We start from the raw sequence: 25,102 nt of genomic DNA, 5'->3' as shown, positions 1-25,102 counted from the left end.
ATTTATATTTCTAACCAGAAAGCTACGTTTTTTTGGTTTAATGTGGAAAGCAAGAAGGGTAATTAACGCACCCAGAATTTACCGGTTCTGATCGCCTTCCCTTCAAAATCAAAGGATAGAATATAGAGCCCTGGAGGTAAAAATCCAGCTTGAATCTCGACCTCAGTGTTGGCAGGTATAGTTATAGCTGTCAATAACTCCTGGCCCATGGCATTGATTAATCTTGCTTCGGCAGGGGAGTTTGTGATGACTTTGATAGGAGTGTCAGCTGGGTTTGGATAAATTTTGAATTGGTACGTTCCGTCTGGGATAGGGTCAGAACTATCGGAACTGAGGTAAATCAAGCCTCCTGCTCTGGTGCCTAGTATAAGGTCTGGAGAGCCTCCCAATGGAGCTTCGACCAGTGTGATCCAGGTGTTTCTTCCTAGCTTAGTTGGAAGGGTTTGTTCCCCGGTTTTGACCAAAACATTTTCCCTGATGGAGGAATTCATGAAGTTTTCGATTTTCACTAAAAGACCACGCTGGTCGATTGCGTAGAGGTTTGGGTTGGGAAGGTTTTCTACTGCCACTGCCAAATTCCTATTTGCCGGATTGTCTACAAACCCTAAAAAATCACTTTGGATCAAAGTAGCTGTATAGCTTTCAAAATCAAAAGTGTATAGATCCAAACTCCCATTTTGCGCAGCTACTAAAAGATGATCCTGCTGCTCATAAGTATAAAACTGCAAATAATCCCCGCGCATGGGGGTGTATCCGGTGAAAGCAATAGGGTCAGAGCCCCTATCATTCAGGTCATAAACCACTTGAGTCGGGATACTTGCCTGGTAATCGATTCCAGAGGCCAATACATGCAGTTCGTTGTCTATATCCTGGTAGTGGATGTATTGTGCGTCGATTAAGTTGAGTTGCGAAAGATTAAGGTACTCACCTTCCATCTTTGTGAATTCACCATTCAATACCTGAAATCGTGATCGCTGCGATTTGATTTGACCATTTTCGAGGACATTGGCAGTTACTAGAAGTTCTCCGTTTGCTTTATTTCCCAAGAAAATGGGGCGGGCACTTTCTCCCAAGTCTATCATTTGATCTTGAATGAAATTTCCTCGCGAATTACCTGCCGAATTGATCTTCAGAACAGAGTTTTTAAAATCAATTCCAAAGTTCACTGCTTGCTCACTGGTGTTGAGAGCAATTATCAAATCGCTTTCGGTAAGCTTTCCAATGTGAAAAATCGGAAACTCAGGAAGGGCTCCGAATCCAGGGAGCTCATTGCTGACAGTAGTAAAAACAGGTTTCTCATTCGTGCCTGAGTTTGGTAGGAAATACAGAATATCACACTCGTCTCTACCCAGAAGTAGGTCTTTTAGCCCATTTCCGTCTAGGTCTTGATACAAAATAGAATGTCCTCCAGCGTGGAGGATCTTTCCCGATTCCTTATTTAACTTTCTACCGCTGATATCCAGGCCTTGGCAGGTTTTGCCAAATGAAATATCTCCGCAGCCACAAAATTCAAAATTGCCCCAGTGATTTTCCCCAAAAGCAAACCCATCGATATCAGCTGAGCCCTTACGTTCCATACTGGTGTTTTTGTAAAACTCCATGTAATCGCCTCCGGCAAAATTAAATATTACCAGATCCAGATCGCCATCTCCATCTAAATCCTGGATTAGGGGCGTGTCAAGGTTATTTGCTTGAATATTTCCTGATCCATCTAGTTTGAGGAAGTTTTGTGCGATTTCCCAGGAAATCTCAGCGCCATTTGATGTGTTTCTGTAGGCTTTGATACCTAGTGCCGTTGAGGTGAAAAGATCCTTTTTGCCGTCTCCATCAAAATCGGCCAATACCAAAAAACCACTGATATCTGTTGGGAAAAAATAGCTGAGCTCAGGTAGGTGAATGAAGGAATCTCCTTCCTTTTTGAATACTAAAAGCTGGCGGGCGTTGATGTCCCAGACCACCCATTCCTCGACTTGATCTCCCGTCAAATCTATGGTTTGAATCTGAGCGGAATTTATGCCTCCGGCAAAGGGAGAAGAGAGTTTCACTCCATCCACATTCGCAGCAGGGGGCTGATCCATACGGAAGGTTTCTTGAGCCTTCAATTGGAAATTGATCAGCAGAAAAGTGAAAATCCAGAATAATCTCATGAATCGGGGAAAAGGAAGTCGCAAATTAATACGTGAGTAGCAGTTCAAAGATGTGAATGATTCCTTTATTTTGGGATTAATTTCTTCAGAAACGATGAATATTTCCATTTTATATACCCTGTTCAAAAATAGTACTGGAGTCAGTACCGACACCCGGAAAATCGAAAAAGGCAATATCTTTTTTGCACTGAAAGGCCCAAATTTTGATGCCAATGCCTTTGCTCCCAAAGCCCTGGAAATGGGAGCTTCGGTGGTTGTGATCGATGATATTCAGTATTTTGTGGAAGATGATGAACGTTATTTTTTAGCAAAAGACTCCTTAAAAATGCTCCAGGATCTGGCCAATCACCATAGAAAACAACTCCGTATTCCCATCATTGGCATGACGGGCTCTAATGGGAAAACTACTTCCAAGGAGCTAATGAAGGCTGTTTTGAGTCAGAAATACCAAACAGCAGCCACCGTTGGGAATTTGAATAACCATATTGGTGTGCCTTTGACTTTACTCGCGATCAAAGAGCAAGATGAGATCGCCATCGTGGAAATGGGAGCGAATAAACAAGGAGATATTGCGGAGCTGTGTGAAATAGCAGAACCTACCCATGGAGTCATTACCAATATCGGCAGAGCGCATCTCGAAGGAATGGGTGGGCCGGCTGGTGTGCTGAAGACCAAAACAGAATTGTTCCAGTTTTTGAAGGAAACAGGGGGAAGAGTTTTTATCAATTCTCAAGATCCCATTTTATCAAATTTGAGTAAGAGATTTGATGAACCTGTGTTGTACCCGGCCAAAGGGGATTTTTGTGAGGTAACTTTTATGGAGGCCAATCCATTTGTAAAATTTACTGCCGAAGGTTCTGATACTGTTTTTCTCAGTTCGCTGATCGGGCGCTATAATTTCGGCAATATCGCTACAGCACTCACAATTGGGAAGTTTTTTGGAGTGGAAATGGAAAAAGCTGTGGAGGCAATTGTGGATTACCAGCCTTCAAACATGCGCTCTCAATTATTGGAGAAGCGGAGTAATCTGATCATCCTTGATGCTTATAATGCTAATCCATCCAGTATGGAAGTTGCGATTCGGACCTTTGGGGAAATGACCGGTAAAAAGCATAAAATGTTGATCATCGGAGACATGTTTGAGTTGGGAGAGCATGCAGAGGCGGAGCATGCCCGACTAGGTGAAATTGTCAGCGAATACCAGATCGAAAAAGTTTGCTTTACAGGTCAGTTAATCGCGGCTGCCTTGGCTAAGTATCCCAAAGCATTGTATTTCCCTGATCCTTTTTCGTTTAGAAACTGGCTTCAGGATAGCAAATTGGAGGATTACCTGATCTTGATTAAAGGAAGCCGAGGAATGAAATTGGAAGGCTTGGTGGATTTTATTTGAAGAGGGCGATTTTTTAATCTCTTTTTGAGATTGAATTTCCAGTTTTTGCCTATTGCTTTGGGAAAATTTTAAATTCTTTTTTAATAGTGCTTAGATTTTGATTCAAGTAATTCTCTCAAAAAGTTTTCAACCAATTCGGATAATGTTAGACCGCGTTCTTCAGCATACTTTTTTGCTTTTTCCGCAAGATCTTCGTTGATGTCTATGGTTAGTTTCGTTGTCATGACTTCTGGATTATTCGATTTAATTTAAGAAGTTTCCTCGAATGTTGAAATCAATTTTCATTCAATTAAGTTTATTCTCAAGTCAGTCCATTGACGATTTTCAGATTTCTATAGTTTCAAAACTCAAACCTAATGCGCCCATACTTACCTTTTCTAGCTGCCCTCGCCGAACATAATTCCAAAGAATGGATGGATGCCAATAAGAAATGGTATCAGGAAATCCGAGCGGAATTCTTGGAAGATGTGGCGGTTTTGCTCAAAGGAATTGGGGAATGGGAGCCTGCGATGCTGGCATTTCAACCGAAGGAATGTGTCTTCAGGCAAAATCGGGATATTCGATTTTCTGCCAATAAAATGCCCTATAAGACCAATTTTGGAGCTTATTTTTCTCCCAAAGGTAAAAAGTCTGAAGGACCAGGTTATTACCTTCAGATTCAGCCGGGCAATTCATTTATCGCTGGAGGAATTTGGATGCCTCAGGCAGAAACGTTGAAAAAAATCAGAAAAGAGATTGACTACTCAGGGGCAGAACTCGCAAAAATCGAAAGCCAAAAGGAGTTCAAGTCGCTTTTCGGAGAAATTGAAGGAGAAAAACTCAAGACCAGTCCACGGGATTACGAGGCTGATCATGAGTATATTGATTATTTAAGGTTGAAAAGCTTTACCGTTTCTTCCAGAATTGCTGATCGGGATATTGAATCAGGGAATTTCATCAACATCGCATTAGAGGGTTTTAGGAAGATGATTCCTTTACAGCAGTTTCTTACTCAAGCCATTGAAGATGTGGAAGATGGATCTGGGATATTGTAGAGTCAAGAAGCTAGAGCCAAGAATCAAGAGTCAAGAATCAAGATTTTAGAACCAAGAATCTAGACCTCAGAACTGATTTCATGTGTTTATAATTTTTTTTTAAGGTCACATGGAATCTTCGCATGAATTATAATCATCCCTCTGTGTGTCGCTTCGGGTCATGCTTGATTTCATATTTCAAATCTTGGACTTTTTCTAATACCGCTGCGACTCCATCTTTTTTGTTGTGATGAGTGATTTCATTGGCAACGGCTTTAACTTCCATTCGGGCATTTTCCACAGCTACTCCCCAGCCTACGGACTGCAGTAGAGCGATGTCGTTGTAGTTGTCCCCGAAAGCAAGGACTGAATCCATCCCAAAATCATAGGAGTGCTCCAGGATTTTTTTGAGACCAGTGGCTTTGGAAATGGCTTTTGGGGCGATTTCCAGATAGGTTTCGCTGGATCTGTACAAATGTAAATCGAGCGAGTGCTCTGCATGTAATTCACCAAAAAGCCATGCCATTTCATTGGACTCTCCCATACACATCACTTTGTGGGCACCGGAGTTATTCTTTGTCCAAAGATCTACTACCTCGTGGCCAGGAAGCCAATCGCATTGAACTTTCGTGTTTCTGATTTCTCTTTGAGACCAGTAATCGTCCTTTTCCTCATACCATTTTTCACCTTGGTAAAGACTGACGTGGATGTCAGTTTTCTGAGTTAAGTGCAGGATTTTGGCAACCAAATCAACCGGGATGCTGACATCTTCTAGGACTTTTCCATCAGCGCTTAATACATAGCCGCCATTGTAGCAGATCAAGGGTTGGGGAGGCCGGTTCATATCATCAAGCAAATGCCGCATCGCATCAGGCATGCGGGAGCTGGCAAGGATGATGGGAAAATCCACTGGAAGTTTTGCTACAGCGCTGATTAAGCGGGGGGACAATTCACGTTCTGCATTGAGGAGGGTGCCGTCAATGTCTGAACAAAAGGCTTTAATTTCCATTAATCGAAGTCGGACCAGTTTACATCATTGGCAAAATTGGTGAAAACACCGAAGCCTATGATGGCGATAAAAATCATTACTGCAGCGAAGATAATAAGTTTGACAATCAATTCTGCCTTTGCCCAATTGGCCTTATCGGGATCTGTGTTTTTGTCAGTAGCCCAAACGATGAGCATGACAAAACCGATGATGGGTAGCCTTTTAACTAAAACTGCGATCACCCATTCTCCCAGAGAGGTGGGTGGTTTTTTGTAATCATTCGGTAATTCCATAAACAATGGGGTTAGTTAAAAATCCTTGGTATCAAATAGGTACTCCTGCATGGCAACATTCTCCGGATTTGTAGGGTCTGTTTGAATGAATTGTACCGTAATTTGTTGATATTCTTCAGCTTTCTCAAAATCCCGAAGATAAAGTTCGGCGCATTTTCTGGCTAAAACTTCAGGCTGATTTCCCAAAACTAGTGGGTCTCCATTTTCCAATTTCAGAAAAATCGTAGAAGTAGTGGAGTCATTTTCAGTTGATTTGCTGAGGTTAACATTCATTCCTTGGAACTTTCCGAGCATTCTGATTTCCTCGGAAGGCATAAACCCTTTACCCATCATCGCTTCCATTCCTTTGAAAGCAAACTTGGCAATATTTTCAGGATTGCAGGAGCAGGAGCTTAGGCTAATTGAAAGAATGAGAAGAAGTAGAATTTTACTGCGCATGCTTAGATCTGGTTAGAGTCTGAAGCGAATTTACATAATATCAGGTAGATCTGCGGGTGATCAGTAATATAGCTCGTTTTTCTCCTTCCTTTGTGGTCTTGGTAATGTCAGGAAAAGGTACAGCGTCCACCAATTTGACCGTGTAATCGGTGGTGGAAAAGGACTCTGGGAAGCCACTGACTGTTTCGTAACTACTAAGGTTCAGGTCGTACTCCTTTCCATTTATAGTTAGCTCTCCGCTGATTGATATCATGCCAGACCAGATGCATTGTGCACCTATTGGGCATCGGGAATCTTGAATTTCAAAAAGTGTAATGGAGATGTTCTCAGGGCAATTGCTGATGGGCTCATCCATTGGTATTTCAAACTCTTGCCCTAAGCGAAAGCCATTGCAATCGGTGGGGTCATCGCAGGAAATCAATAGGCCTGTCACTAAAAGAGCGAGTGTCAATATACGTATCATAAAAATGGGATTATGATATGGATACGGAATACAGGAGACAAACGCTACAGATGGGAAGCTTAAAATGCAAAAAAGCCTCACATTGCTGTGAAGCTTTTTGTAGTGGAGAATAACGGATTCGAACCGATGACCCCTACACTGCCAGTGTAGTGCTCTAGCCAACTGAGCTAATTCCCCATTTGGGATTGCAAATATAGAATTAGGTTTTTGCTGTGCAAAGGAAAATTTACTCCGTAGCGTAATTTATTCTCGTAAGTATACTTCTACCCAGTGTCACTTCATCTGTAAATTCCAATTCTCCACCCACTGGAATGCCTCTGGCTATGGAGCTCACACGAATACCTTTTTCTTTTAATCTTTTTGCTAAATAAAATGAGGTGGTGTCACCTTCCATAGTGGCACTGAGTGCCAAAATCACTTCTTGTACAGGGGCAGCGTGCGCACTTGATTCTACTCGACTAATCAAAGATTCAATAGTAAGGTCTTCTGGTCCTACACCTTGGATTGGGGAAATAACGCCACCAAGCACGTGATATTTGCCCTGGTATTGGTTGGTGTTTTCTATAGCTAAAACATCCCTGATGTCCTCCACCACACATATAAGGGACTCATCACGTCGATGACTCAGGCAGATACTGCATTCTTCCTCATCGGAAATGTTATGGCAAGTCTTGCAGTACCTGATTTCAGAGCGCATGCGGGTAATGGCCAAAGTCAATGCTTCAGAATGAGCCTCGTGTTGTTTGAGGAGATGAAGAGCCAGTCTTAATGCAGTTTTCTTACCGATTCCAGGTAGTCTGGAAATTTCGGTGACTGCATCTTCAATCAGTTTGGAAGGGAAATTCAATGCTGGGTGGATTTAAACGATTGCGGCTTGGATTCCGGCATCTAATATAGCTTCACACATAGGTTTTAGCTCTGTCATGCTGCCTTTTTTTACTGCGCATTTCCCTTTGTAGTGGATGGTGATCGTGCATTGTTCTGCCTGCTCTATGCTATGCTTGCAGACTTTCATCAAAATCTTGATCACATGATCAAAGGTATTGTACTCGTCATTGTACACGATCAGATCATTGGATTCAATGTCTATCAAATCCTCCTCCAAAACTTCTGATTCCTCAATATATGGAAGTGGTTCGTTTGAATGATTCATTTTGCAAAATTAAGAATAATGGACAACTTAGCGAACCCACTTTAATACGATTTATGAATTCCCAACTAGTTCTCCTGGTAATCTGTAGCTATTTTTTACTGCTTTTCTTGATTTCTTGGTTTACTTCCCGCAAAGTCTCTGCCGAAACCTTCTTCACAGGAGACAGGCAGTCACCATGGTTTTTGGTTGCATTTGGGATGATAGGTGCTTCACTATCAGGGGTTACCTTTATCTCTGTCCCTGGCGAGGTGGGTAATTCTAACTTCTTTTACTTCCAAGTTGTTTTAGGATATACGCTCGGGTATTTTACTATAGCCAAAGTCCTGCTCCCGCTTTACTACCGCTTGAACCTTGTTTCTATTTACTCTTATTTGGAAGATAGATTTGGCTTTTGGTCGTATAAAACCGGAGCATTTTTCTTCATTCTTTCCAGAACACTTGGCTCCTCTATCCGGGTATTTCTGGTGGCGAGCGTACTGCAGTTAATTTTGTTTGATTCCTTAGGGATTCCGTTTTGGGTTTCTGTATTGATTACGGTTGGTTTGATCTGGCTTTACACACACAAAGGAGGGATCAAGACAGTGGTATGGACGGATACCTTGCAGACTTTCTTTATGCTGGCAGCGGTGGTGGTTTGCGTGATTATGGTAGGAAATGAGCTGGATTTCGATGGAGTAAGTGATTATTTCAAAGCTGTTTCCAATGATTCAAGATCCCAGATATTCAATTGGGACTGGAAAGCGGGAACCAATTTCTTCAAGCAATTTATTTCCGGGGCATTTATCACCATCGTGATGACAGGCTTGGATCAGGATATGATGCAGAAAAATCTGACCTGTAGAAATATCGGAGATGCTCAAAAAAACATGTTTTGGTTTACTACAATTTTGGTATTTGTAAACCTGCTATTCCTGGCCTTAGGCGTATTGCTTTACCTTTATGCTGAAACCCAAGGCGTGCAAATCCCGGTGAAAACCGATGAGCTTTTTCCTTTATTGGCCACTGAATACTTTTCGCCGTTTGCAGGGATTATCTTTGTGTTGGGGATTACGGCTGCAGCATATTCCAGTGCAGATTCTACTTTGACGGCTTTGACTACCTCTTTTTGCATTGATTTTCTGGAGGTGGAGAAAAGATACCCTACGGAGAAACGTGTTTCAGTACGGAAAAGAGTTCATCTCATTTTTACCTTTGTGATGTTTATTGTGATTTTGGCTTTTCACTGGATCAATGACCAAAGTGTGATCAACTCGGTGTTTGTAATAGCGGGTTATACCTATGGTCCTTTGCTTGGTCTATATGCTTTTGGATTGTTTACCCAATGGCAAGTGAAAGACAAATTCGTTCCATATCTAGCTGTCCTAGCACCAAGCCTCACATTTCTGATTGCTTCAAATTCAGAGAAATTGTTCTGGGGTTACAAATTTGGCTTCGAGGCATTGATTCTAAATGGACTGCTCATGTTTGTTGGGTTGTATTTGTTAAGGAGAAAGTGATTTTTTACCAGACGTTCCTAAGGAACGACAATAGAAATTCTGCAATCTATTTGCTACCAACCAGACATTCCTGCGGAATGAATTATTGATTTTTCAAGAATTTCATGCGATTGTCCCAGCGGGACATTTGGTCGGTAGCAAAAGACATGTAATTGCGAGGGAGCGTTCCATCGGAAGGCCTGGTGAATTTCATTTATATCAAGTCATGAAATCGAGCATGTCGGAAGCGACACACAGAGGGATGATTATCTCCCAGGCGAGATTCCATATGGCCTTTAAAAGACAAATTATAATCATATGAAAAATGTATTTTTCATCCCATTCCAATTCAAAAGCATCAAGGATTGACTTATACTCTTCAATGAATGATTTTTTGGAATGATGTGCTTCTTGATTCTGGATGTATTTAATGACTTGAGGGAGTTGACTTTTTGAATAAGAGAATGCTCCAAAACCATCTTGCCATTGGAATTTTGAAGCACTTAGCTTATTGGTATTGACCCATTTTGAGCTCTCTGTTTTTACATTTTGGATTAGCGATGATAAGGATTGTTCTGGCCTTAAGCCTATCAAAATATGGATATGGTCAGGCATACTTTCAATCTGAAGTACCTTATGTTTATTACTCTGGATTATTCCTGTTAAATATTGATGTAGGCGCTCTTTCCAGCTTGAGTGGATCTGTGCCTTTCTGAATTTCACCGCAAAAATCAGATGAATGTGGATTTGTGTGTAGGTGTTTGGCATGGCTAAAAAGATAAAAAAGTATAACAATTTAGATCTTAAAAAAATCATCACCAAACGTTCCTATGGAACGACCTAATCATTACAATGCAATTGCTTCTACCAACCAGACCTTCCTACGGAAAGATTAAATCAATTAATGTTGATTCAATTTTGTGCTAATTAGGAAATCTATTTATGATAAACCCTTTTAACCCAAAAACATCTTTAGTCTAAAAGGATTAGGATAGGGTGAGTTTATTAATTGGTTGGTAGAAAAAGAGGATATTTGGGGAGGGCCGTTCCCTCGGAACGCATGGTGAAGTATTTGACTACAACGCCAATTCCACCTCTGGATTCCAGAACACCTTTTCGAAATTCTGGACTTTGTCTTTCACTATTTTCACACCTTCCTTTTCAAGCAATTCCTGCATTTGGGTAGGTGTTGCGAAATGTGCCTTTCCGGTCAATAAGCCCTGACTATTTACCACGCGATGAGCAGGTACATCTTCTAGGGTATGAGCGGCATTCATCGCATAGCCTACCATTCTGGCTCCGCTTTTTAGTCCCAGATAATGAGCTATCGCTCCATAATTGGTCACTCTGCCACTTGGGATTAAACGAACGACTTGATACACCAAGTCGAAATAATTAGGCTTTTCGGTTTTCATCTGACCAGTTGATAAATTCTTGGTTGACAGCTTTTCTTACGCTGATTTCAGTGGCTTTTTCCCCAGACTTAATAGGAAACTGGTAGCGGATGATCATACTTTCCGGTTTTCGCTCGATCACATTCAGCTGAGCGCCTTCTACAAAAACCAACTCTGAAAATGGGCCCAAGGCTTTACTTAGTTGCTGCTCAAGGTCATTCAATTGTAACTTAGAGAAGAAAGGAATTTCGGCATCGAATATAACCTGATGTGCACTGTTTTTGGAATAATTCACCACTTCCGAAGTAAGTGCAAGTGTGTTTGGGATGATGACGATTTCACCCGTCTCGGTTTTCAGCACCATGTTGATCAAAGTGATATCCCGGATGAACCCTACATTTTTTCCGATCAAGATCTTATCTCCAATCTCCAGCTGATCCGAGAACATCATGATCAGACCATTTACTATATTAGTGATGTATTCTTTGGTGAGCAAGGCAATCGCTGCCGCCACAATGGTGATACTGGTGAGGAATTCCAGTGGGCGTACCCCAAAGGCAAGCATGAGGGTGACCAGCAGTACATTGAAATTTAACAAGGTGGAAAGTCGATCTATCCCGATCACAAAGTTGGGCTGGACCTTAGTCTCTTCAGTTTTCTGTAAGTAGAAGCGCAAGGTGATAATCCGCGCTAAGGAAATGATCAAATTGCCGCTGAGCAGAAAAATCAAGGCGCGGACCAGATTGGAAGCGATGATATGCTTTTCGAAAAAAGGGCTGAGCCAGGTGTTGGGCTCGTAGCCTATGATCAAAACGACCAGCAAGACAAACTTCAGAAAGAAATTCCTTCTGCGTTTGTTTTCCTGATCTTTAATGATGCTTTTGAGTTGATTCATTCCTAAATGAAAAATTAAACCTAATTTTAACAAATATCAGAAAGAATATCGAAGTAGTATGAGGAGAAATATCATTATCACCGGAGCCGCAGGAAATCTAGGTTCGGCAGTCGTAGAAAAGTTCAAGCGTGAAGGTTATCATATCATCGCTTTGGTACAGCCAGACAAGAATCTGGAAGTGGAAGAAGCGGATGATTCCTACGAAGTGGACGTTACAGATGAAAAATCTGTGGGCGAATTTATCAAAGAATATCAACTGCAATATGGGGATTTAGATGCGCTGGCGCTCTTGGTAGGAGGTTTTGCGATGGGTGGAATTGCAGAGACCAAACAGGCAGACCTGGAGAAGATGTTTTCATTGAATTTCTTTTCTGTATTTCACCTGGTCAAGGGATTTTTGCCTTTTATGAAGAAACAGGGCAAGGGCACATTCCTTTTCGTGGGCGCCAGACCTGCTTTGCAGGCCCAGGATGCTACAGGGACTCTGGCTTATGCCTTGAGTAAGCAGCTAGTCGTCTCTCTAGCCGAAATCGTAGCAGAGGATACCAAAGACTCCCCGATCAGGTCGCATGTATTTGTGCCAAGTATCATCGATACTCCGCCTAACCGTGAATCTATGCCTGATGCTGATTTCAGCAAGTGGGTGAGGGCTGATGAGATAGCTGAGGCAATGCATTATGCCGTCAATACACACTCCCTACGCAATATGACCTTCAAACTTTACGGTGAAGTTTAACTCTGTATCCCTATGAAAATAAAATCCATTTTACTCCTGTTAGTTGCCTTTGTTTTGGCGGTTCCTGCCTTTTCCCAATCAGATGAAGCCAAGGTTAAAGCTGTCATTGAATCACTATTTGATGGCATGCGAAGCAAAAATCCAGATCAGATCGCGGCAGTATTTTCGGAAAATGCCATCATGCAGACCATTGAATCCCATGGGGAATATGGCGAAGTCAAAGCCGGATCGGTAGAGCAGTTTGTGCAGGGAATAGGAAGTCTTCCCGCAGATACTGAGTTGGATGAGAAAATTACGGATTACCAGATCAAAATTGACGGTGATATGGCCACTGCCTGGACGCCGTATGAGTTTTATCTGAACGGCAATTTTAGCCATTGCGGTGTGAATTCTTTTCAGTTGGTGAGGATGGCTGAGGGATGGAAAGTGGTTTATATTATTGATACTCGTCGCAAGGAAGGTTGCGTTAGCTAGTTTTATGAATTCGTTTAAGGAGAAAGTTTACCAGGCATCGATTGCTCAGGTAAAAGAGAAGATCAAGTTGCTGACTGAAGAGCGTAAAGCGATCAACGAGGGGATTTTGGAAGATACCAAAAGCAGTGCTGGGGATAAATTTGAGACGGGAAGGGAAATGATGTCCCGGGATCTGATGACTATTACTACTCAGATCAAACAGGCGACGGCTGATCTGGAAGAGTTGTATAGACTGCAGGCCGTCAAAAACCGGACAGAACGTGTCCAGGAAGGAAGTTTGGTGAATTTAGGAGATGCGTTGTATTTGATCTCTATCAGTTTCGGTGCATTGCAGGTCGGGGACAAAAGATTATTTCTACTCAGTAAAAATGCTCCCCTGGGTGAGCTGCTTTTGGGTAAAAAGCAAAATGACCAAGTAGAATTTAGGGGCAAACTCTTCCTGGTCAAAGAAATAGCATAGCCCTGCTTATTCTTTTTTTGGTACAAAACTCATGAGCTCCTGTCCTCCATCTATCAAAGTGAGCTTGTCTTGGTCAATTTTCAAATCCTTCACTTTATTTAAAGCTGAAATAAAATCCTGTTCGCCCGTTCCTGGACACATTTTCTTCGTGATCGCTCCTGGATCAAGCTTGAGACCGCTTCCTTCTAGAGAAAAATTTCCGGAGAAATTATTGCAGCCAGTGAAGCCGGCAAGTCTTCCTTCCTCTAAAAATGAGAGCGAAGGTATACCACCAGCAAATTGACTGAGGTCCAGACTGTTTCCATTTAGAGAGGCAAGAGCCCAGTCGTTTCCGGTCAAAAGATTCAAAGGATTAATGGCCTTTGTAGAGCCGCAGCTCACTAGAACTATTATGAAAATTACGGCTATTATGGATTGCTGGAGTTTCATCGGAGTTTAATTTTAGTGTCAAATCAATATAGCTAGAAACAATTCCAAATTCAATTTGGATAGAGGGTGTCTTTGCCAAAAGAAAGGTCTGAATAAAGGCGAAGGATGAGAAAAATGCATGGTTTTTTGAAGGAATCGCCTTTTTATGCAAAAACTCTAACCTATTGTTTGGCTAAAAGAAATTTTGGCAGTAAGATTGTCACATCAATTGTCCAGTTATGGTATTTGCAGTGAAAAACACATCCGAACACAAATTACTTCCAGGTATGGAAACGGGTGTCTGCACCATTTTTTCTATGACGACATGCATTGGTACCACGATTACGGGGTGATCCCGTTGATAGTTATAGAGTACCCGCCCCCGAGGCCTTTTCAGGCCGATTTTAATTTCCTTAGTTATTAATTTCAGAAGTAATATTTATGAAGATCATCAAGTTTGGTGGCTCGTCCGTAGCTAACCCGGAAAATATCCAACGTGTTTTTTCAATCATTCAAGAGAAGCTCAAGCATGAAGAACTGGCTGTAGTTTTTTCAGCTTTTGGAGGGGTGACGGAGACCTTGCTGAAAATCGCCCAACTGGCCAGGGAAGGGGATGAAGCATATCGAGAGCTGCTTCAGTCTTTAGAAGAAAAGCACTTATATATCGTCAGGCAGCTCATCGGCGTACAGAGTCAGTCCACGGTGATGACCTTTGTCAAGGTTCGTTTTAAAGAACTGGAAGATCTGTTTCACGGGATTTACCTGATCAAGGAAAACTCAGCCCGCACTTTGGATTATGTGGCGAGTTTTGGTGAGCGTTTGGCGGCCTTTATTTTGGCCGAGTCCATGAATGGGCAAGGGATGAAGAGCCAGTTTTTGGATGCCAGAGATGTGATTCGCACCAACGATAGATTTGGGCAGGCCAAAGTGGACTTTGAGGTGACCAATGCTGCTATTAAAGATTTCTTTGCCAATCATGAAGGGATAAAGGTGATTACCGGATTCATCGCTTCCACTGCCAAAGGAGAGACCACCACTTTGGGAAGATCAGGTTCGGATTATACTGCGGCCATTTTTGCAGCAGCTCTGGATGCCGAGCATTTAGAGATTTGGACCGATGTGTCAGGGGTATTGACCGCTGACCCGAAGCTGGTTTATACTTCATTTACCATTCCTCAATTGAGCTATAACGAGGCGATGGAACTTTCACACTTTGGGGCCAAAGTGATATTCCCGGCCACCATGCAGCCGGCCATGCGCAGAAGCATCCCGATTTACATCAAGAACACTTTTGAACCTGAAAATGCCGGGACCCTGATCAATGGAGAAGTAAGCCCTGGGGCCTTAATCAAGGGCATAAGCTCTATCTCCAATATCTCCATTGTGACTGTACAGGGTTCAGGCTTGCTGGATTCGGTGGTAGGCACTAGCCGTGTGTTCAAAGCCCTCGCGGAGGCACAAATTAATATACTTCTGATTTCTCAGGCTTCCTCTGAGCACAGCATTTGTTTGGCCATCAAAACCAAAGAAGCTTTCCTGGCTAAGGAAGTAGTAGAGCGTGAGTTTTTCTATGAGATCAAGTCGGGAGAAATGGACGAGGTTTCCCTACTTCATGACTTGGCCACTGTAGCTGTGGTGGGAGAAAATATGAAGCAAAACCCGGGAGCTTCCGGACGCATGTTCCGGGCCTTGGGGAGAAATAATATCAATGTCGCTGCGATCGCTCAGGGCAGCTCGGAGTTGAATATATCAGCCGTGATCCCTCAGCCTGATCTTCAAAAGGCACTGAACGCACTTCATGAAGCGTTTTTCTTATCTGAAAACAAAGTGCTTCACGTCTTTTTGGTGGGGGTAGGTCTGATCGGGCAAGCTCTGATCAAGATGATAGCCAATCAGCAACAGAAATTGCGCGGCGAAAATGAGCTGGACATTCAGATTCACGGTTTGGCAAATAGCCGGTATATGGCTTTTCACGAAGATGGGTTTGACCTGAGTAATCCCAATCAGCTGAGTGAGTCTGATCAAAAAACAGATTTGAATAAGTTTATTCAGACCATGGAGGAAATGAATTTCTCCAATTCCGTTTTTGTGGATTGTACGGCTAGTCAAGATGTGGCTGAGCTATATGCTAAAATCCTGGAAGCAAAGGTGGCTATAGTGACTCCGAATAAAAAGGCAAATTCCGGCTCTATGGAGCAGTACAAAAACCTCAAGCGAATTGCTAAGAAACGCGGTGTAAAATTCCTTTATGAAACCAATGTAGCCGCTGGTCTCCCGGTGATCAATACACTTCAGGATTTGATGCTTTCTGGAGATAGGGTGATTCGAATTGAAGCGGTGCTTTCAGGTTCCATGAATTATATTTTTTCAGAGCTTGAAAAAGGAGATCCGTTTTCAGAGGTGGTGAAAAAAGCCAAAGACCTAGGATTTACAGAGCCAGACCCTCGGGATGATTTGAGCGGAATGGATGTGGCTAGAAAGATTCTGATCTTGGGAAGAGAGGCTGAGCAGGAAATAGAATTTGACTCTATTGAAGTACAGAGTATGGTGCCTGAAGATTGCCAGTCCTTGGGTACTGTGCCAGAATTTTTTGAGAAACTGAAAACACATGACCCTGATTTTGCCAAGCTGCTAACAGATGCTGAAGCCAGAGGAGAAAAGCTGCGCTTTATGGCTACACTGGAAAATGGCAAGGCAAAAGTAGGGTTGAATGCGCTACCGCTGGAGCACCCGTTTAGTGGGTTGAGTGGAAGCGATAATATGATTTTGCTCACCACTGATCGATATCTTGATCGGCCTATGATCATTCGTGGGCCTGGAGCTGGAGCAGATGTGACCGCAGCTGGAGTGTTTGCAGATGTGATTAGAATCGGTAACTATACTCGGGAATGATGCGCTCCGTCACAGCTTTTGCACCTGCTACTGTCGCCAATGTATCCTGTGGTTTTGATATTCTTGGGTTTGCTATCGATGCGATGGGAGACACAGTGGAGGTGGTGCGGTCGGATTCTGAAAAATTGCGGGTAGTGTCTATCGAAGGTGATGGAGGGAAGCTTCCTTTAGAGGCTGATAAAAATACCTGTGCAGTGGCTATCCAGGCCATGCTAGAAGCCTTGCAGCAGAAGGTAGGCCTTGATATTTATTTGAAAAAAGGACTTCCTTTGGGTTCTGGCATGGGCTCCAGTGCGGCTAGTGCTGTCGCGGCTTTGGAAGCAACCAACCGGCTTTTGGGGAATCCATTTGAAAAGAAGGATTTGTTGCCTTTTGCGATAGCTGCGGAGAAAGTAGCCTGTGGAGCGGGACACGCAGATAATGTGGCCCCGAGTTTATTGGGCGGATTTGTTTTGATCAGGGATTACCACCCGCTGGATGTGATCAAACTTCCGGTTCCGGAGGGGCTTTATTGTACGCTTTTACACCCTCATTATGAGCTAAAGACGGCCGATTCCAGGTCTGTACTGCGGGATCAGATCCCGATGAAGCATGCGACTATTCAGTCCGGAAACGTGGCAGGATTGATAGCAGGGCTTTATGAGTCTGATTTTGAGTTGATTTCTAGATCGCTTCGGGACGTGATCGCAGAGCCCTATCGAGCAGTCTTACTTCCGGGGTTTTATGAGGTAAGAGAAGCTTTGAAGGCTGCAGGCGCGTTGGGAATGGGGATTTCCGGTTCCGGTCCTACGCTCTTTGCACTTTCCCAAGGGAAAGAAACAGCTCAGGCGGTCGCCAAAGCTGCCGAGAAAATTTTCAAAACCATAGGCCTCGATTTGGATGTGTATTTCTCAGAAATAAATACCAAAGGGGCTTACGTCATCGAAGAAAAATAAGAGTATGAAGTTTTATAGCACAAATAATTCTGCTCATCAGGTGGAGCTTGCAGAAGCAGTAATCAAAGGACTGGCTCCGGATCAGGGGCTCTATATGCCAACTGATATTCCTGTTTTACCGAAAGAACTTTTTGACAAACTTCCTGAAATGACCTTTCAGGAAATAGGATATGAGGTGATTGGCGCCTTGTTTTCTTCAGCACTCAGCCAAGAGCAGATCAAGGAATTGGTGGATCATACGCTGGTATTCGATGCGCCGCTGGTAAAGGTGGAAGAAGACGTCTATAGCTTGGAGCTTTTCCATGGGCCTACATTGGCATTCAAGGATTTTGGGGCACGTTTTTGTTCCAAATTGATGAGTATGCTGATGGAAAAGTCCGACCGTAAAGTGCGTGTGCTGGTAGCAACTTCAGGCGATACTGGAAGTGCGGTAGCCAATGGCTTTTTGGGAGTGGATGGAGTGGATGTGATTATACTTTTTCCGAAAGGAAAAGTAAGTGAGCTTCAGGAAAAGCAGTTTACTACGCTGGGTCAAAATATCACAGCGCTGGAAGTGGATGGTGTATTTGATGATTGTCAGCGAATGGTAAAAGAAGCATTTTTGGATGAAGAGCTGAATGAAAAGCTGTTGCTGACTTCTGCCAACTCTATCAATGTAGCCCGCTGGATTCCACAGTGCCTGTATTATTTCTATGCGTTTTCCAGACTTCCTAAGAATGATAAAAAAGTAGCTTTCGCTGTTCCTTCAGGGAATTTTGGAAATATTGCTGCCGGTATTTTGGCGCAACGAATGGGCTTGCCTATTGATCAATTTGTAGCTGCTACCAATGTGAATAAAGTAGTTCCAGATTATTTGAATGGAGCAGATTTCGCAGCGATGGCCTCAATAGCAACCATCAGTAATAGCATGGATGTGGGTAATCCTAGCAATTTTCCCCGCCTTCTGGCTCTTTACGGAGAAGATGAACAACTACTAAAGGACAACGTGAAAGGTTATTTTTACTCTGATGCTGAAACCGTTGAAGTGATGCAAGAAGTGAAAAAGTCTGGCTATACCTTAGATCCGCATGGAGCTGTTGGGTATAAAGGCTTAAAGGATTTTATGGCTGAATATGATGGCTTCCAAGGTGTGTTTTTGGAAACTGCTCATCCTGGGAAGTTTAGAGAAACGGTAGAAAAAGCATTGAACTTGAAACTAGAGCTTCCAGAGCGATTAGCTGCTTTTATGGATGGACAGAAAAAAGTGGAAGCGATGGGGAATGATTTTGAGGAGTTTAAGGGGTATTTGAAGAGTTTACTTTGAATCTATTTTTATGGAATTGAAATATTGATTCCCCATTTTTTGGTAAATGCTGTCTGAAAGTGGATTAGTCGGGTAAGAGAACCGGGCATAATAAAGCTGGTTAACGCTGTCTAATAGAAGTTTGTCCTTAAAAGTTATCATGTTTATGCTGTCTTCCGAATGGTTTTCTAAAATAGCATTAGGATGAGTTGGAGTCCAATTGATTATTATGTTCGTTAGCCCTTGATTGAAAAGGAAATCCACAGACCAATTTTCTAGCATTAAAGTGTCTGGATAGAATTTATTTAAATTCCATATAGTGTATTCAATTTCTTCCTTCTTTACTGTGTATCCCAGAAAGGTGTCATTTTGGTAAATCAGATAATTTACTTTTGGTTTTTCAGGGAAAAATGCAGCAATATTACTGAATAGCTCATATGATTTTTCCTGATTAATCTTTGAATCATTTTTAAAATCCCAGTAATCAGTGAATTGTATCGCGATAGTAAGTAGAATAATTAGGAATACTGGGATTATTCCTTTCTTCGTGAATTTCTTTGATTTTGTGTTCATTGTGAATCAATTGTCAATAAATGAAATACCTCATCTGATTCCCTTTCCCTTTAGCAGAAATTAAATGCAATTCCAGGGCTTTTTTTAAATCACGACTTGCAGTTGCAGAAGAAATAGATTTGAAGACATCCATGTAATCTTTTCTGCTAAATTCAGCTTTCCCTAAGGAAATAAAGTGTGTAATGCGCTGCTCTGAGGTTAAAGTTTGACCATTAGTGTTAAGTAGGTTGGCTAGAGAATCATCAATAATTCTTAGCATGTACTCTATAAAAATCGTGGATTTACCAGATTTATCACTTGCTGACAAGGCCTGATAATATTCATCCTGAGTTTTGTTAATTAGCGTTTCAAACGGTAAAAATTCAAATACTGTATATCGGTCTTTTAGAATCAAAGTTTGCCAAAGTCTTCCCATCCTTCCATTTCCATCTATGAAAGGATGAATGAATTCCATTTCGTAGTGGAAGACACAGCTTTTGATCAAAGCAAGCTCGTCATCATTGTTCAGGTACTGGAAAAGGTCCTTCATTAGCCCAGGGACATTAGCCGCTGGCGGGGCTAAATGAGCTACTTCTGAACCTTTTACTACGCCAACTCCACGCGATCGATATTTGCCAGGTTGATCAATCAATCCTTTCATCAGAGTTTCATGAGCAGATAAGAATGAATTGGCAGAGGTGGATTTGTAAGAGTTTAGATTTTCGTAAACGGCGATTGCATTGATCACTTCAGTAATATCTTTCTGTGGCCCTATGATCCGTTTATTTTCAATTAATGCAGTTATCTGTTCTTCCGATAGTGTGTTTCCCTCGATCTGAAGAGAGGAGTGGATGGTTTTAACCTTATTTCGCTTTCGAAGCTGAGGTGATTGCTTGTCTAAAAACAGTGTATTTGCCTCACCGATTTTCTCTGAGATCGAGCTGACAAATTGCAGAATGGTTGGTGTGATATCATATGGAGGTTTCATTGATAGTATCATTTGATACTATCAAAGATATCTCTATTGATTTGAATATAGGTAATATGTGGGTGAATGATACCGATAAAATTTGGTAGAATAAAGTCATCATTGCTTCGATAAAAGATAAAATGATGGTTAAGAATGTGATCTACTGATTTAACTTGGCACTTTTAACTCCTTACAGGTAGATCGCTTCACTCCTACATCGTTCGCGATGACGGCTATGAGAACTCTGTCTTCCGTCTCCCGTCTTCAAGCTAAATCAAACCCTACTTCTTCCTCTCAATCGTATAACTCACCAAACCCTCCAATGAGGTTTTGTAGTCTGATTCTGGGAAAGTCTTTAGGATATCCAGCGCTTCTGCATAGAATCTATCCATGATGGTTTTAGCATACTCCAGTCCACCGCTTTTCTTTACGAAGCTGATAACTTGATTCACTGCTTTTTTGTCCTCGCTTCGGTTTCGGATCAAATTAATGATCTTCTTTTTCTCCAACCAGTCCGCCTTTTGCAAAGCAAAAATCAGCGGTAGAGTCATTTTCTTTTCTTTGATGTCGATTCCAACAGGTTTTCCGATTTCATCATCACCATAGTCAAAAAGGTCGTCTTTGATCTGAAAAGCCATTCCTACTTTTTCACCGAATTCCCGCATTTTGGAGATGGTTTCATCGCTGCTGTCGGTGCTGGAAGCGCCAACTGCGCAGCAGGAAGCCAATAAACTGGCCGTTTTTTGCCGGATAATGTCATAATAAACTTCCTCGGTGATATCGAGTTTTCTGGCTTTGGCGATCTGTAGCAATTCGCCTTCAGACATCTCTTTAACTGCGTTAGAAACGATCTTCAAAAGTTTGAAGTCATTGTTTTCTACACTCAAAAGTAGGCCGCGGGAAAGCAGGTAATCACCTACTAATACAGAGATTTTGTTTTTCCAAAGTGCATTTACAGAGAAAAATCCACGTCTGTAATTTGCATCATCCACCACATCATCGTGAACCAACGTTGCGGTGTGAAGTAATTCTATGAGTGCCGCGCCTCTATGTGTGGAGTCGTTGATTCCACCACAAACACCTGCCGTCAAAAAGACGAACATGGGTCTCATTTGCTTGCCTTTACGCCGGACTATATAGTTGGTGATGTGATCGAGTAGCTTGACCTTAGATTTCATAGAGGCCCGAAATTTCAGCTCAAACTGAGCCATTTCATTCTCTATAGGTATTTGTATTTGCTTAAGGTCTGGTTTCATCCGCTCTTTGATGGTGTAAAAATAATACCCTTTCTGTCATGGACAAGGGATATGTAGGTATTGCAGCTTAATCGGGTGAAATTGCTTCTTCTTTTGATTAATTATGTATTTTGTGTATTGAATTTTGTAACCTAACTCCCTAAACGGTATGAAAAATATTAGGATAGAAATCAAATGGGCATTGATTTTTGTGCTCATGATGCTGGCCTGGATGATGATGGAAAAATCCCTCGGTTGGCATGATGAAAAAATTTCCCAGCATGCGACTTTGACCAATTTTGTGGCTATCCCTGCGATAGCCGTGTATGTTTTTGCTTTGCTGGACAAAAAGAAAAACTTTTATCAAGGAACTATGAGCTACAAGCAAGGCTTTGTTTCCGGTTTGATCATTACCCTGATTGTAGCTTTATTAAGTCCAGTATCTCAATACATTACCACGACCTTTATCACTCCGGGTTATTTTCCCAATGTCATTGACTACGCAGTAGAATCTGGGCAGATGTCCCAGGCTGATGCAGAAGCCTATTTCAACTTGAAGAGTTATGTCATTCAATCAGTTATTGGGGCTTTGGTGATGGGATTGGTGACTTCTGCCATTGTCGCCATTTTTGTAAAATCCAAACGTACATGATTCTCGTTTCGACCTCAGAGAAAGGGCTTTTTCACTATCTTTGACGAGATTTTTAAAAACTAATCAGCCACTTGGAGGAGAAATACATCAAACATAGGTACGAGCCGATTCACCCTAGTAAGGAGGAATGGCCGGTGGTGAAGCTCGCCCGTGAGCGTAAGGATTTTGTGAAAAAGGTGTCCGGGCTTGCGGAAGAGAAGGTTTTGAGTATCACTGCCCACAATCCAGATATTCTCAAAGAAGAACTGGAGACTACGCTCTACAGAGAGAAGCTGCGAATCAAGCAAAATCCCTGGGTCGTCGATCCAGATGATGAGGCCACTTTTTGGGGGGATGTGAAATCTGCACTGGTGCAGATCAGCACAGAAGGAGGCAAGAGTAAAAAGGAAAAGCTGGAAGGGTACAAGGCGATTTTGAATCGGATTACATCCAGGTATGCTGAGGAGATAGCCAGTAATTTCAAGCATAGCCATTATAAATTTACCCGTTCTGTGGTGACATTTGGGTTTTCCAGGTTGTTAAATGCTGCACGGGTGAAGGGATTCAAATCCATCTTTAGCAATCAATATACTTTACAGGACAAGATTCAAATCACTGGAGAAACGGATCAGTTGAGAGATCTGGCTTCCAAAGGAACCGTAGTGATGGTTCCTACGCATTTTAGTAACCTGGACAGTATTCTTATCGGCTGGGTGATCTCAGTATTGGGACTGCCGCCTTTTATTTATGGAGCTGGACTTAACCTTTTTAATATTTCTATTTTCGCTTATTTCATGAATTCCCTAGGTGCCTATAAGGTGGATAGAAGGAAGAAGAACCTGATGTACCTAGAGACATTGAAGACTTACTCCAAAGAGGCGATTCAATTTGGGTGTCACAGTTTGTTTTTTCCCGGTGGGACCAGGTCTAGGAGTGGAATGATAGAGTCCAAATTGAAGCTTGGGTTGCTCAGTACTGCCATAGAGGCACAGCGGGCAAATTTCCAGAATGGATTGAATGATATTGGAGGAAAGGTGTTTATAGTTCCGGTGACTATTAATTACCATTTTGTACTGGAAGCGCCCAGTTTGATCCGCGATCACCTGAGCATCACCGGGCAAGAAAGGTACTATCAGGAAAACGATGAGTTTTCCAATTCTTACAAAATCTCTAAGTTTTTGATCAAGTTCTTTACAAAAGGCTCAGATATTTCAGTCTCTGTGGGCAAAGCAATGGATGTCCTAGGTAACTATGTGGATAAAGACGGGAATAGCCTGGATAAAAAAGGAAGGCAGATTAATACCCGGGATTATTTTATCACAGATGGAGAGGTGTCTGTAGATCATCAGCGGGAGGAAGAATATACCTACATGTTAGGCAAGAGAATCGTGGAGGAGTTTCATAAAATCAACCGGGTATTTAATTCTCATTTGGTTGCCTTTACAGCTTTTGAACTGATTAAAAAGAAGAATAAGAAGTTAGATCTTTTTGACTTGCTGAGACTTCCAGAGGAGGATATTTCCATAGATTTTCAGGAGTTTAAGGGAGCCTGTGAGATGGTTTTGAAGAAAATATTGGAACTGAAGTCCCAAGGGTTGATCAATACCGCGCCGCATCTGTCCCAACCTATGGATGAACTGATGAAGCAGGGTATAGAGAATGTGGGGATGTATCATGCCAAGCGGCCGATAGTACAAGGTAAATCTGGGGATATCGGGACAGATGACATGAGTTTGCTTTATTTTTATCACAATAGACTGACAGGATATGGACTCGAAAAGCTCTTCTAAAACCAAGACAGTAGGGGTAATCGGAGTGGGAAGCTTTGGTACAGCCATAGCCAATATGCTGGCTTCAAAAAACCCGGTGATGGTCTATGCCCGAAAGCCAGAGGTGGTGGAGGAAATCAACCTTCAGCATACAGCCCAGGGAAAGGCTTTGAACGAGAATATTGTGGCTTCGCTGGATCCAGAGGAGCTCTGCAAAACCTGTGATATTCTCTTTTTTATGGTTCCATCTTCTGGTTTTCAGGAAGTGGTGCGCAATTTTGCCCCTTTTCTTTTTCCCTATCACCTGATCATCCATGGGACCAAAGGACTTTGCTTGAATCTGAAAGAAGGAGAAACCCTGGATACGGTGCAGAAAATCGGTAGAAATCAATTGCTCACCATGAGTGAGGTGATTTTGCACGAAACCGTGGCTGTAAGGGTAGGCTGCCTTGCCGGCCCTAACCTTTCCAAAGAACTTACATTAGGCCAGCCGGCAGCGACAGTGATTGCCAGCAAGTACAATGAGGTGATTTTGGAGGGGCAAAGTCTGCTCCGCTCCGAGAAGTTTCAGGTATATGGAAATTCCGATATTATAGGGGTGGAGATCAGCGGAGTTTTGAAGAATATTATTGCGATTGCCTCAGGCGCATTGGCAGGGCTAGGCTTGGGTGAAAACGCCAAAGGCCTACTCATCAGTAGGGGTATGGTGGAGATGATCCACCTAGGAAATGCACTGGGTGGCAGCATTAAGTCTGTGATGGGACTCGCAGGAATTGGCGATCTGGTAGCTACCTGTAATTCCGTTCATTCCCGGAATTTTACCGTTGGTTACCGATTGGCCAAAGGAGATACTTTGGAGCAAATCATGGGTGACATGGAGGAAGTGGCCGAAGGAATCAATACCGTGCGTGTGATGAAAGCATTTTTGGAAACGGCTGAGCTTCGTGCTCCTATCACAGAGAATTTATACCGGGTATTATTTGAGGACTTGGAGATAGAAGAAGCGCTGCAGTTTTTGATGAAATACCCCTTCAATGTAGATGTGGACTTTGTATGATCTTCGTGCAAAAGCAATAAAAAAGGCCTCTTCATTCATCTGAAGAGGCCTT

The 25,102-nt window shown here is 42.4% G+C and carries 26 protein-coding genes, 1 tRNA gene and 1 pseudogene; 12 read left to right on the top strand and 16 right to left on the bottom strand.

All coding sequences use genetic code 11. The features are described from left to right. Positions 1 to 62: 62 nt before the first annotated feature. A complete protein-coding gene (locus PBT90_RS15630; protein WP_264807435.1) occupies positions 63 to 2,147 on the bottom strand; it encodes a T9SS type A sorting domain-containing protein in 2,085 nt (694 codons plus the stop codon). Positions 2,148 to 2,241: 94 nt separating this feature from the next. On the opposite strand from PBT90_RS15630, the gene PBT90_RS15625 reads away from it, so the two are divergent. After that, positions 2,242 to 3,537, top strand: a complete 1,296-nt coding sequence (locus PBT90_RS15625) for a UDP-N-acetylmuramoyl-tripeptide--D-alanyl-D-alanine ligase (RefSeq protein ID WP_264807434.1) — start codon at positions 2,242 to 2,244, stop codon at positions 3,535 to 3,537. A gap of 80 nt (positions 3,538 to 3,617) precedes the next feature. Here PBT90_RS15625 and PBT90_RS15620 read toward each other — a convergent pair whose 3' ends face one another. Continuing rightward, positions 3,618 to 3,761 carry a DUF6364 family protein gene (locus PBT90_RS15620; protein WP_264807433.1) on the bottom strand — a complete coding sequence of 48 codons (144 nt, stop codon included), beginning with the start codon at positions 3,759 to 3,761 and terminating at the stop codon, positions 3,618 to 3,620. A 132-nt stretch (positions 3,762 to 3,893) separates the two neighbouring features. On the opposite strand from PBT90_RS15620, the gene PBT90_RS15615 reads away from it, so the two are divergent. After that, on the top strand, positions 3,894 to 4,571 hold the full coding sequence (locus tag PBT90_RS15615; RefSeq protein WP_264807431.1) for a DUF2461 domain-containing protein: 678 nt from the start codon (positions 3,894 to 3,896) through the stop codon (positions 4,569 to 4,571). 133 nt (positions 4,572 to 4,704) lie between these two features. On the opposite strand, the gene PBT90_RS15610 is transcribed toward PBT90_RS15615, so the two are convergent. The 7 genes from PBT90_RS15610 to PBT90_RS15580 form a co-directional block, all read right to left on the bottom strand. Then, positions 4,705 to 5,559 carry a Cof-type HAD-IIB family hydrolase gene (locus PBT90_RS15610; protein ID WP_264807430.1) on the bottom strand — a complete coding sequence of 285 codons (855 nt, stop codon included), beginning with the start codon at positions 5,557 to 5,559 and terminating at the stop codon, positions 4,705 to 4,707. Beyond that, on the bottom strand, positions 5,559 to 5,831 hold the full coding sequence (locus PBT90_RS15605; RefSeq protein ID WP_264807429.1) for a hypothetical protein: 273 nt from the start codon (positions 5,829 to 5,831) through the stop codon (positions 5,559 to 5,561). The genes PBT90_RS15610 and PBT90_RS15605 overlap by 1 nt, the downstream gene beginning before the upstream one ends. Positions 5,832 to 5,846: 15 nt before the next feature. Further along, a complete protein-coding gene (locus PBT90_RS15600; RefSeq protein ID WP_264807428.1) occupies positions 5,847 to 6,269 on the bottom strand; it encodes a hypothetical protein in 423 nt (140 codons plus the stop codon). A gap of 40 nt (positions 6,270 to 6,309) precedes the next feature. Continuing rightward, on the bottom strand, positions 6,310 to 6,732 hold the full coding sequence (locus tag PBT90_RS15595) for a hypothetical protein (protein ID WP_264807427.1): 423 nt from the start codon (positions 6,730 to 6,732) through the stop codon (positions 6,310 to 6,312). Between the two features lie 103 nt (positions 6,733 to 6,835). Next, positions 6,836 to 6,909: transfer RNA gene (locus PBT90_RS15590), tRNA-Ala, on the bottom strand. 49 nt (positions 6,910 to 6,958) lie between these two features. Then, a complete protein-coding gene (recR, locus tag PBT90_RS15585; RefSeq protein ID WP_264807426.1) occupies positions 6,959 to 7,579 on the bottom strand; it encodes a recombination mediator RecR in 621 nt (206 codons plus the stop codon). Positions 7,580 to 7,591: 12 nt separating this feature from the next. Beyond that, on the bottom strand, positions 7,592 to 7,885 hold the full coding sequence (locus PBT90_RS15580; RefSeq protein WP_264807425.1) for an ATP-dependent Clp protease adaptor ClpS: 294 nt from the start codon (positions 7,883 to 7,885) through the stop codon (positions 7,592 to 7,594). A 53-nt stretch (positions 7,886 to 7,938) separates the two neighbouring features. On the opposite strand from PBT90_RS15580, the gene PBT90_RS15575 reads away from it, so the two are divergent. Further along, positions 7,939 to 9,381 (top strand): sodium:solute symporter, encoded by a 1,443-nt coding sequence (locus PBT90_RS15575; protein WP_270129930.1) that lies wholly within the window; start codon positions 7,939 to 7,941, stop codon positions 9,379 to 9,381. 300 nt (positions 9,382 to 9,681) lie between these two features. Here the strand turns inward: PBT90_RS15575 and tnpA are convergent. From tnpA to PBT90_RS15560, 3 genes and pseudogenes are all read right to left on the bottom strand, one after another. Continuing rightward, positions 9,682 to 10,128 (bottom strand): annotated as a pseudogene (tnpA, locus tag PBT90_RS15570) (IS200/IS605 family transposase); the annotation flags it as partial. Positions 10,129 to 10,436: 308 nt separating this feature from the next. Then, positions 10,437 to 10,775, bottom strand: a complete 339-nt coding sequence (locus PBT90_RS15565; protein ID WP_264807422.1) for an MGMT family protein — start codon at positions 10,773 to 10,775, stop codon at positions 10,437 to 10,439. After that, on the bottom strand, positions 10,756 to 11,649 hold the full coding sequence (locus tag PBT90_RS15560; RefSeq protein ID WP_264807421.1) for a mechanosensitive ion channel family protein: 894 nt from the start codon (positions 11,647 to 11,649) through the stop codon (positions 10,756 to 10,758). The genes PBT90_RS15565 and PBT90_RS15560 overlap by 20 nt, the downstream gene beginning before the upstream one ends. A gap of 58 nt (positions 11,650 to 11,707) precedes the next feature. Between PBT90_RS15560 and PBT90_RS15555 the strand changes: the two genes are divergently transcribed. Genes PBT90_RS15555 through PBT90_RS15545 form a run of 3 tightly spaced genes read left to right on the top strand, consistent with a single transcriptional unit; the run spans position 11,708 to position 13,319 of the window. Further along, positions 11,708 to 12,385: an SDR family NAD(P)-dependent oxidoreductase gene (locus tag PBT90_RS15555; protein WP_264807420.1), complete on the top strand. Its 678-nt coding sequence runs from the start codon at positions 11,708 to 11,710 to the stop codon at positions 12,383 to 12,385. Positions 12,386 to 12,397: 12 nt separating this feature from the next. Further along, a complete protein-coding gene (locus PBT90_RS15550) occupies positions 12,398 to 12,859 on the top strand; it encodes a nuclear transport factor 2 family protein (protein WP_264807419.1) in 462 nt (153 codons plus the stop codon). Positions 12,860 to 12,863: 4 nt separating this feature from the next. Then, positions 12,864 to 13,319, top strand: coding sequence for a hypothetical protein (locus PBT90_RS15545; RefSeq protein WP_264807418.1), 456 nt, complete (start codon positions 12,864 to 12,866; stop codon positions 13,317 to 13,319). A gap of 6 nt (positions 13,320 to 13,325) precedes the next feature. On the opposite strand, the gene PBT90_RS15540 is transcribed toward PBT90_RS15545, so the two are convergent. Then, the gene (locus PBT90_RS15540) at positions 13,326 to 13,748 is read right to left on the bottom strand and encodes an META domain-containing protein (protein ID WP_264807417.1); all 423 of its coding nucleotides are present in this window, start codon (positions 13,746 to 13,748) and stop codon (positions 13,326 to 13,328) included. 420 nt (positions 13,749 to 14,168) lie between these two features. Between PBT90_RS15540 and thrA the strand changes: the two genes are divergently transcribed. From thrA to thrC, 3 genes are read left to right on the top strand one after another with little or no spacing between them, the layout of a single operon-like run. Further along, positions 14,169 to 16,619, top strand: a complete 2,451-nt coding sequence (thrA, locus tag PBT90_RS15535; protein WP_264807416.1) for a bifunctional aspartate kinase/homoserine dehydrogenase I — start codon at positions 14,169 to 14,171, stop codon at positions 16,617 to 16,619. Beyond that, positions 16,619 to 17,554 (top strand): homoserine kinase, encoded by a 936-nt coding sequence (locus PBT90_RS15530; RefSeq protein ID WP_264811467.1) that lies wholly within the window; start codon positions 16,619 to 16,621, stop codon positions 17,552 to 17,554. The genes thrA and PBT90_RS15530 overlap by 1 nt, the downstream gene beginning before the upstream one ends. A 4-nt stretch (positions 17,555 to 17,558) precedes the next feature. Beyond that, on the top strand, positions 17,559 to 18,857 hold the full coding sequence (gene thrC / locus PBT90_RS15525; protein WP_264807415.1) for a threonine synthase: 1,299 nt from the start codon (positions 17,559 to 17,561) through the stop codon (positions 18,855 to 18,857). Here the strand turns inward: thrC and PBT90_RS15520 are convergent. The 3 genes from PBT90_RS15520 to PBT90_RS15510 all read right to left on the bottom strand — a co-directional run bounded on the left by PBT90_RS15520 (position 18,849) and on the right by PBT90_RS15510 (position 21,614). Next, entirely contained in the window at positions 18,849 to 19,409 is a 561-nt protein-coding gene (locus PBT90_RS15520) for a hypothetical protein (protein WP_264807414.1), read from the bottom strand. The genes thrC and PBT90_RS15520 overlap by 9 nt on opposite strands. A 13-nt stretch (positions 19,410 to 19,422) precedes the next feature. Beyond that, on the bottom strand, positions 19,423 to 20,376 hold the full coding sequence (locus tag PBT90_RS15515) for a Fic family protein (protein WP_264807413.1): 954 nt from the start codon (positions 20,374 to 20,376) through the stop codon (positions 19,423 to 19,425). Positions 20,377 to 20,639: 263 nt separating this feature from the next. Then, positions 20,640 to 21,614: a polyprenyl synthetase family protein gene (locus tag PBT90_RS15510; protein ID WP_264807412.1), complete on the bottom strand. Its 975-nt coding sequence runs from the start codon at positions 21,612 to 21,614 to the stop codon at positions 20,640 to 20,642. Positions 21,615 to 21,762: 148 nt separating this feature from the next. Here PBT90_RS15510 and PBT90_RS15505 point away from each other — a divergent pair, with 148 nt between their 5' ends. The 3 genes from PBT90_RS15505 (at position 21,763) to PBT90_RS15495 (ending at position 25,050) form a co-directional block, all read left to right on the top strand. Beyond that, complete coding sequence (locus tag PBT90_RS15505) at positions 21,763 to 22,245, top strand: DUF4199 domain-containing protein (protein WP_264807411.1); 483 nt, start codon at positions 21,763 to 21,765, stop codon at positions 22,243 to 22,245. 71 nt (positions 22,246 to 22,316) lie between these two features. Then, on the top strand, positions 22,317 to 24,014 hold the full coding sequence (locus tag PBT90_RS15500; protein ID WP_264807410.1) for a 1-acyl-sn-glycerol-3-phosphate acyltransferase: 1,698 nt from the start codon (positions 22,317 to 22,319) through the stop codon (positions 24,012 to 24,014). Further along, positions 23,992 to 25,050: an NAD(P)H-dependent glycerol-3-phosphate dehydrogenase gene (locus PBT90_RS15495; RefSeq protein ID WP_264807409.1), complete on the top strand. Its 1,059-nt coding sequence runs from the start codon at positions 23,992 to 23,994 to the stop codon at positions 25,048 to 25,050. Before PBT90_RS15500 ends, PBT90_RS15495 begins: the two co-directional genes overlap by 23 nt. The last annotated feature ends 52 nt before the right edge of the window (positions 25,051 to 25,102 follow it).

Origin of the sequence: Algoriphagus sp. TR-M9 (assembly GCF_027594545.1) — a bacterium.
GTDB classification, from domain to species: Bacteria; Bacteroidota; Bacteroidia; order Cytophagales; family Cyclobacteriaceae; genus Algoriphagus; species Algoriphagus halophytocola.
This window is presented reverse-complemented; position numbering and strand designations above follow the sequence as displayed.

Coding starts and splice junctions, on each gene's coding strand:
- PBT90_RS15630 (WP_264807435.1), bottom strand. CDS start 2,147: ATGAGATTATTCTGGATTTTCACTTTTCTGCTGATCAATTTCCAATTG.
- PBT90_RS15625 (WP_264807434.1), top strand. CDS start 2,242: ATGAATATTTCCATTTTATATACCCTGTTCAAAAATAGTACTGGAGTC.
- PBT90_RS15620 (WP_264807433.1), bottom strand. CDS start 3,761: ATGACAACGAAACTAACCATAGACATCAACGAAGATCTTGCGGAAAAA.
- PBT90_RS15615 (WP_264807431.1), top strand. CDS start 3,894: ATGCGCCCATACTTACCTTTTCTAGCTGCCCTCGCCGAACATAATTCC.
- PBT90_RS15610 (WP_264807430.1), bottom strand. CDS start 5,559: ATGGAAATTAAAGCCTTTTGTTCAGACATTGACGGCACCCTCCTCAAT.
- PBT90_RS15605 (WP_264807429.1), bottom strand. CDS start 5,831: ATGGAATTACCGAATGATTACAAAAAACCACCCACCTCTCTGGGAGAA.
- PBT90_RS15600 (WP_264807428.1), bottom strand. CDS start 6,269: ATGCGCAGTAAAATTCTACTTCTTCTCATTCTTTCAATTAGCCTAAGC.
- PBT90_RS15595 (WP_264807427.1), bottom strand. CDS start 6,732: ATGATACGTATATTGACACTCGCTCTTTTAGTGACAGGCCTATTGATT.
- PBT90_RS15580 (WP_264807425.1), bottom strand. CDS start 7,885: ATGAATCATTCAAACGAACCACTTCCATATATTGAGGAATCAGAAGTT.
- PBT90_RS15575 (WP_270129930.1), top strand. CDS start 7,939: ATGAATTCCCAACTAGTTCTCCTGGTAATCTGTAGCTATTTTTTACTG.
- PBT90_RS15565 (WP_264807422.1), bottom strand. CDS start 10,775: ATGAAAACCGAAAAGCCTAATTATTTCGACTTGGTGTATCAAGTCGTT.
- PBT90_RS15560 (WP_264807421.1), bottom strand. CDS start 11,649: ATGAATCAACTCAAAAGCATCATTAAAGATCAGGAAAACAAACGCAGA.
- PBT90_RS15555 (WP_264807420.1), top strand. CDS start 11,708: ATGAGGAGAAATATCATTATCACCGGAGCCGCAGGAAATCTAGGTTCG.
- PBT90_RS15550 (WP_264807419.1), top strand. CDS start 12,398: ATGAAAATAAAATCCATTTTACTCCTGTTAGTTGCCTTTGTTTTGGCG.
- PBT90_RS15545 (WP_264807418.1), top strand. CDS start 12,864: ATGAATTCGTTTAAGGAGAAAGTTTACCAGGCATCGATTGCTCAGGTA.
- PBT90_RS15540 (WP_264807417.1), bottom strand. CDS start 13,748: ATGAAACTCCAGCAATCCATAATAGCCGTAATTTTCATAATAGTTCTA.
- thrA (WP_264807416.1), top strand. CDS start 14,169: ATGAAGATCATCAAGTTTGGTGGCTCGTCCGTAGCTAACCCGGAAAAT.
- PBT90_RS15530 (WP_264811467.1), top strand. CDS start 16,619: ATGCGCTCCGTCACAGCTTTTGCACCTGCTACTGTCGCCAATGTATCC.
- thrC (WP_264807415.1), top strand. CDS start 17,559: ATGAAGTTTTATAGCACAAATAATTCTGCTCATCAGGTGGAGCTTGCA.
- PBT90_RS15520 (WP_264807414.1), bottom strand. CDS start 19,409: ATGAACACAAAATCAAAGAAATTCACGAAGAAAGGAATAATCCCAGTA.
- PBT90_RS15515 (WP_264807413.1), bottom strand. CDS start 20,376: ATGAAACCTCCATATGATATCACACCAACCATTCTGCAATTTGTCAGC.
- PBT90_RS15510 (WP_264807412.1), bottom strand. CDS start 21,614: ATGAAACCAGACCTTAAGCAAATACAAATACCTATAGAGAATGAAATG.
- PBT90_RS15505 (WP_264807411.1), top strand. CDS start 21,763: ATGAAAAATATTAGGATAGAAATCAAATGGGCATTGATTTTTGTGCTC.
- PBT90_RS15495 (WP_264807409.1), top strand. CDS start 23,992: ATGGACTCGAAAAGCTCTTCTAAAACCAAGACAGTAGGGGTAATCGGA.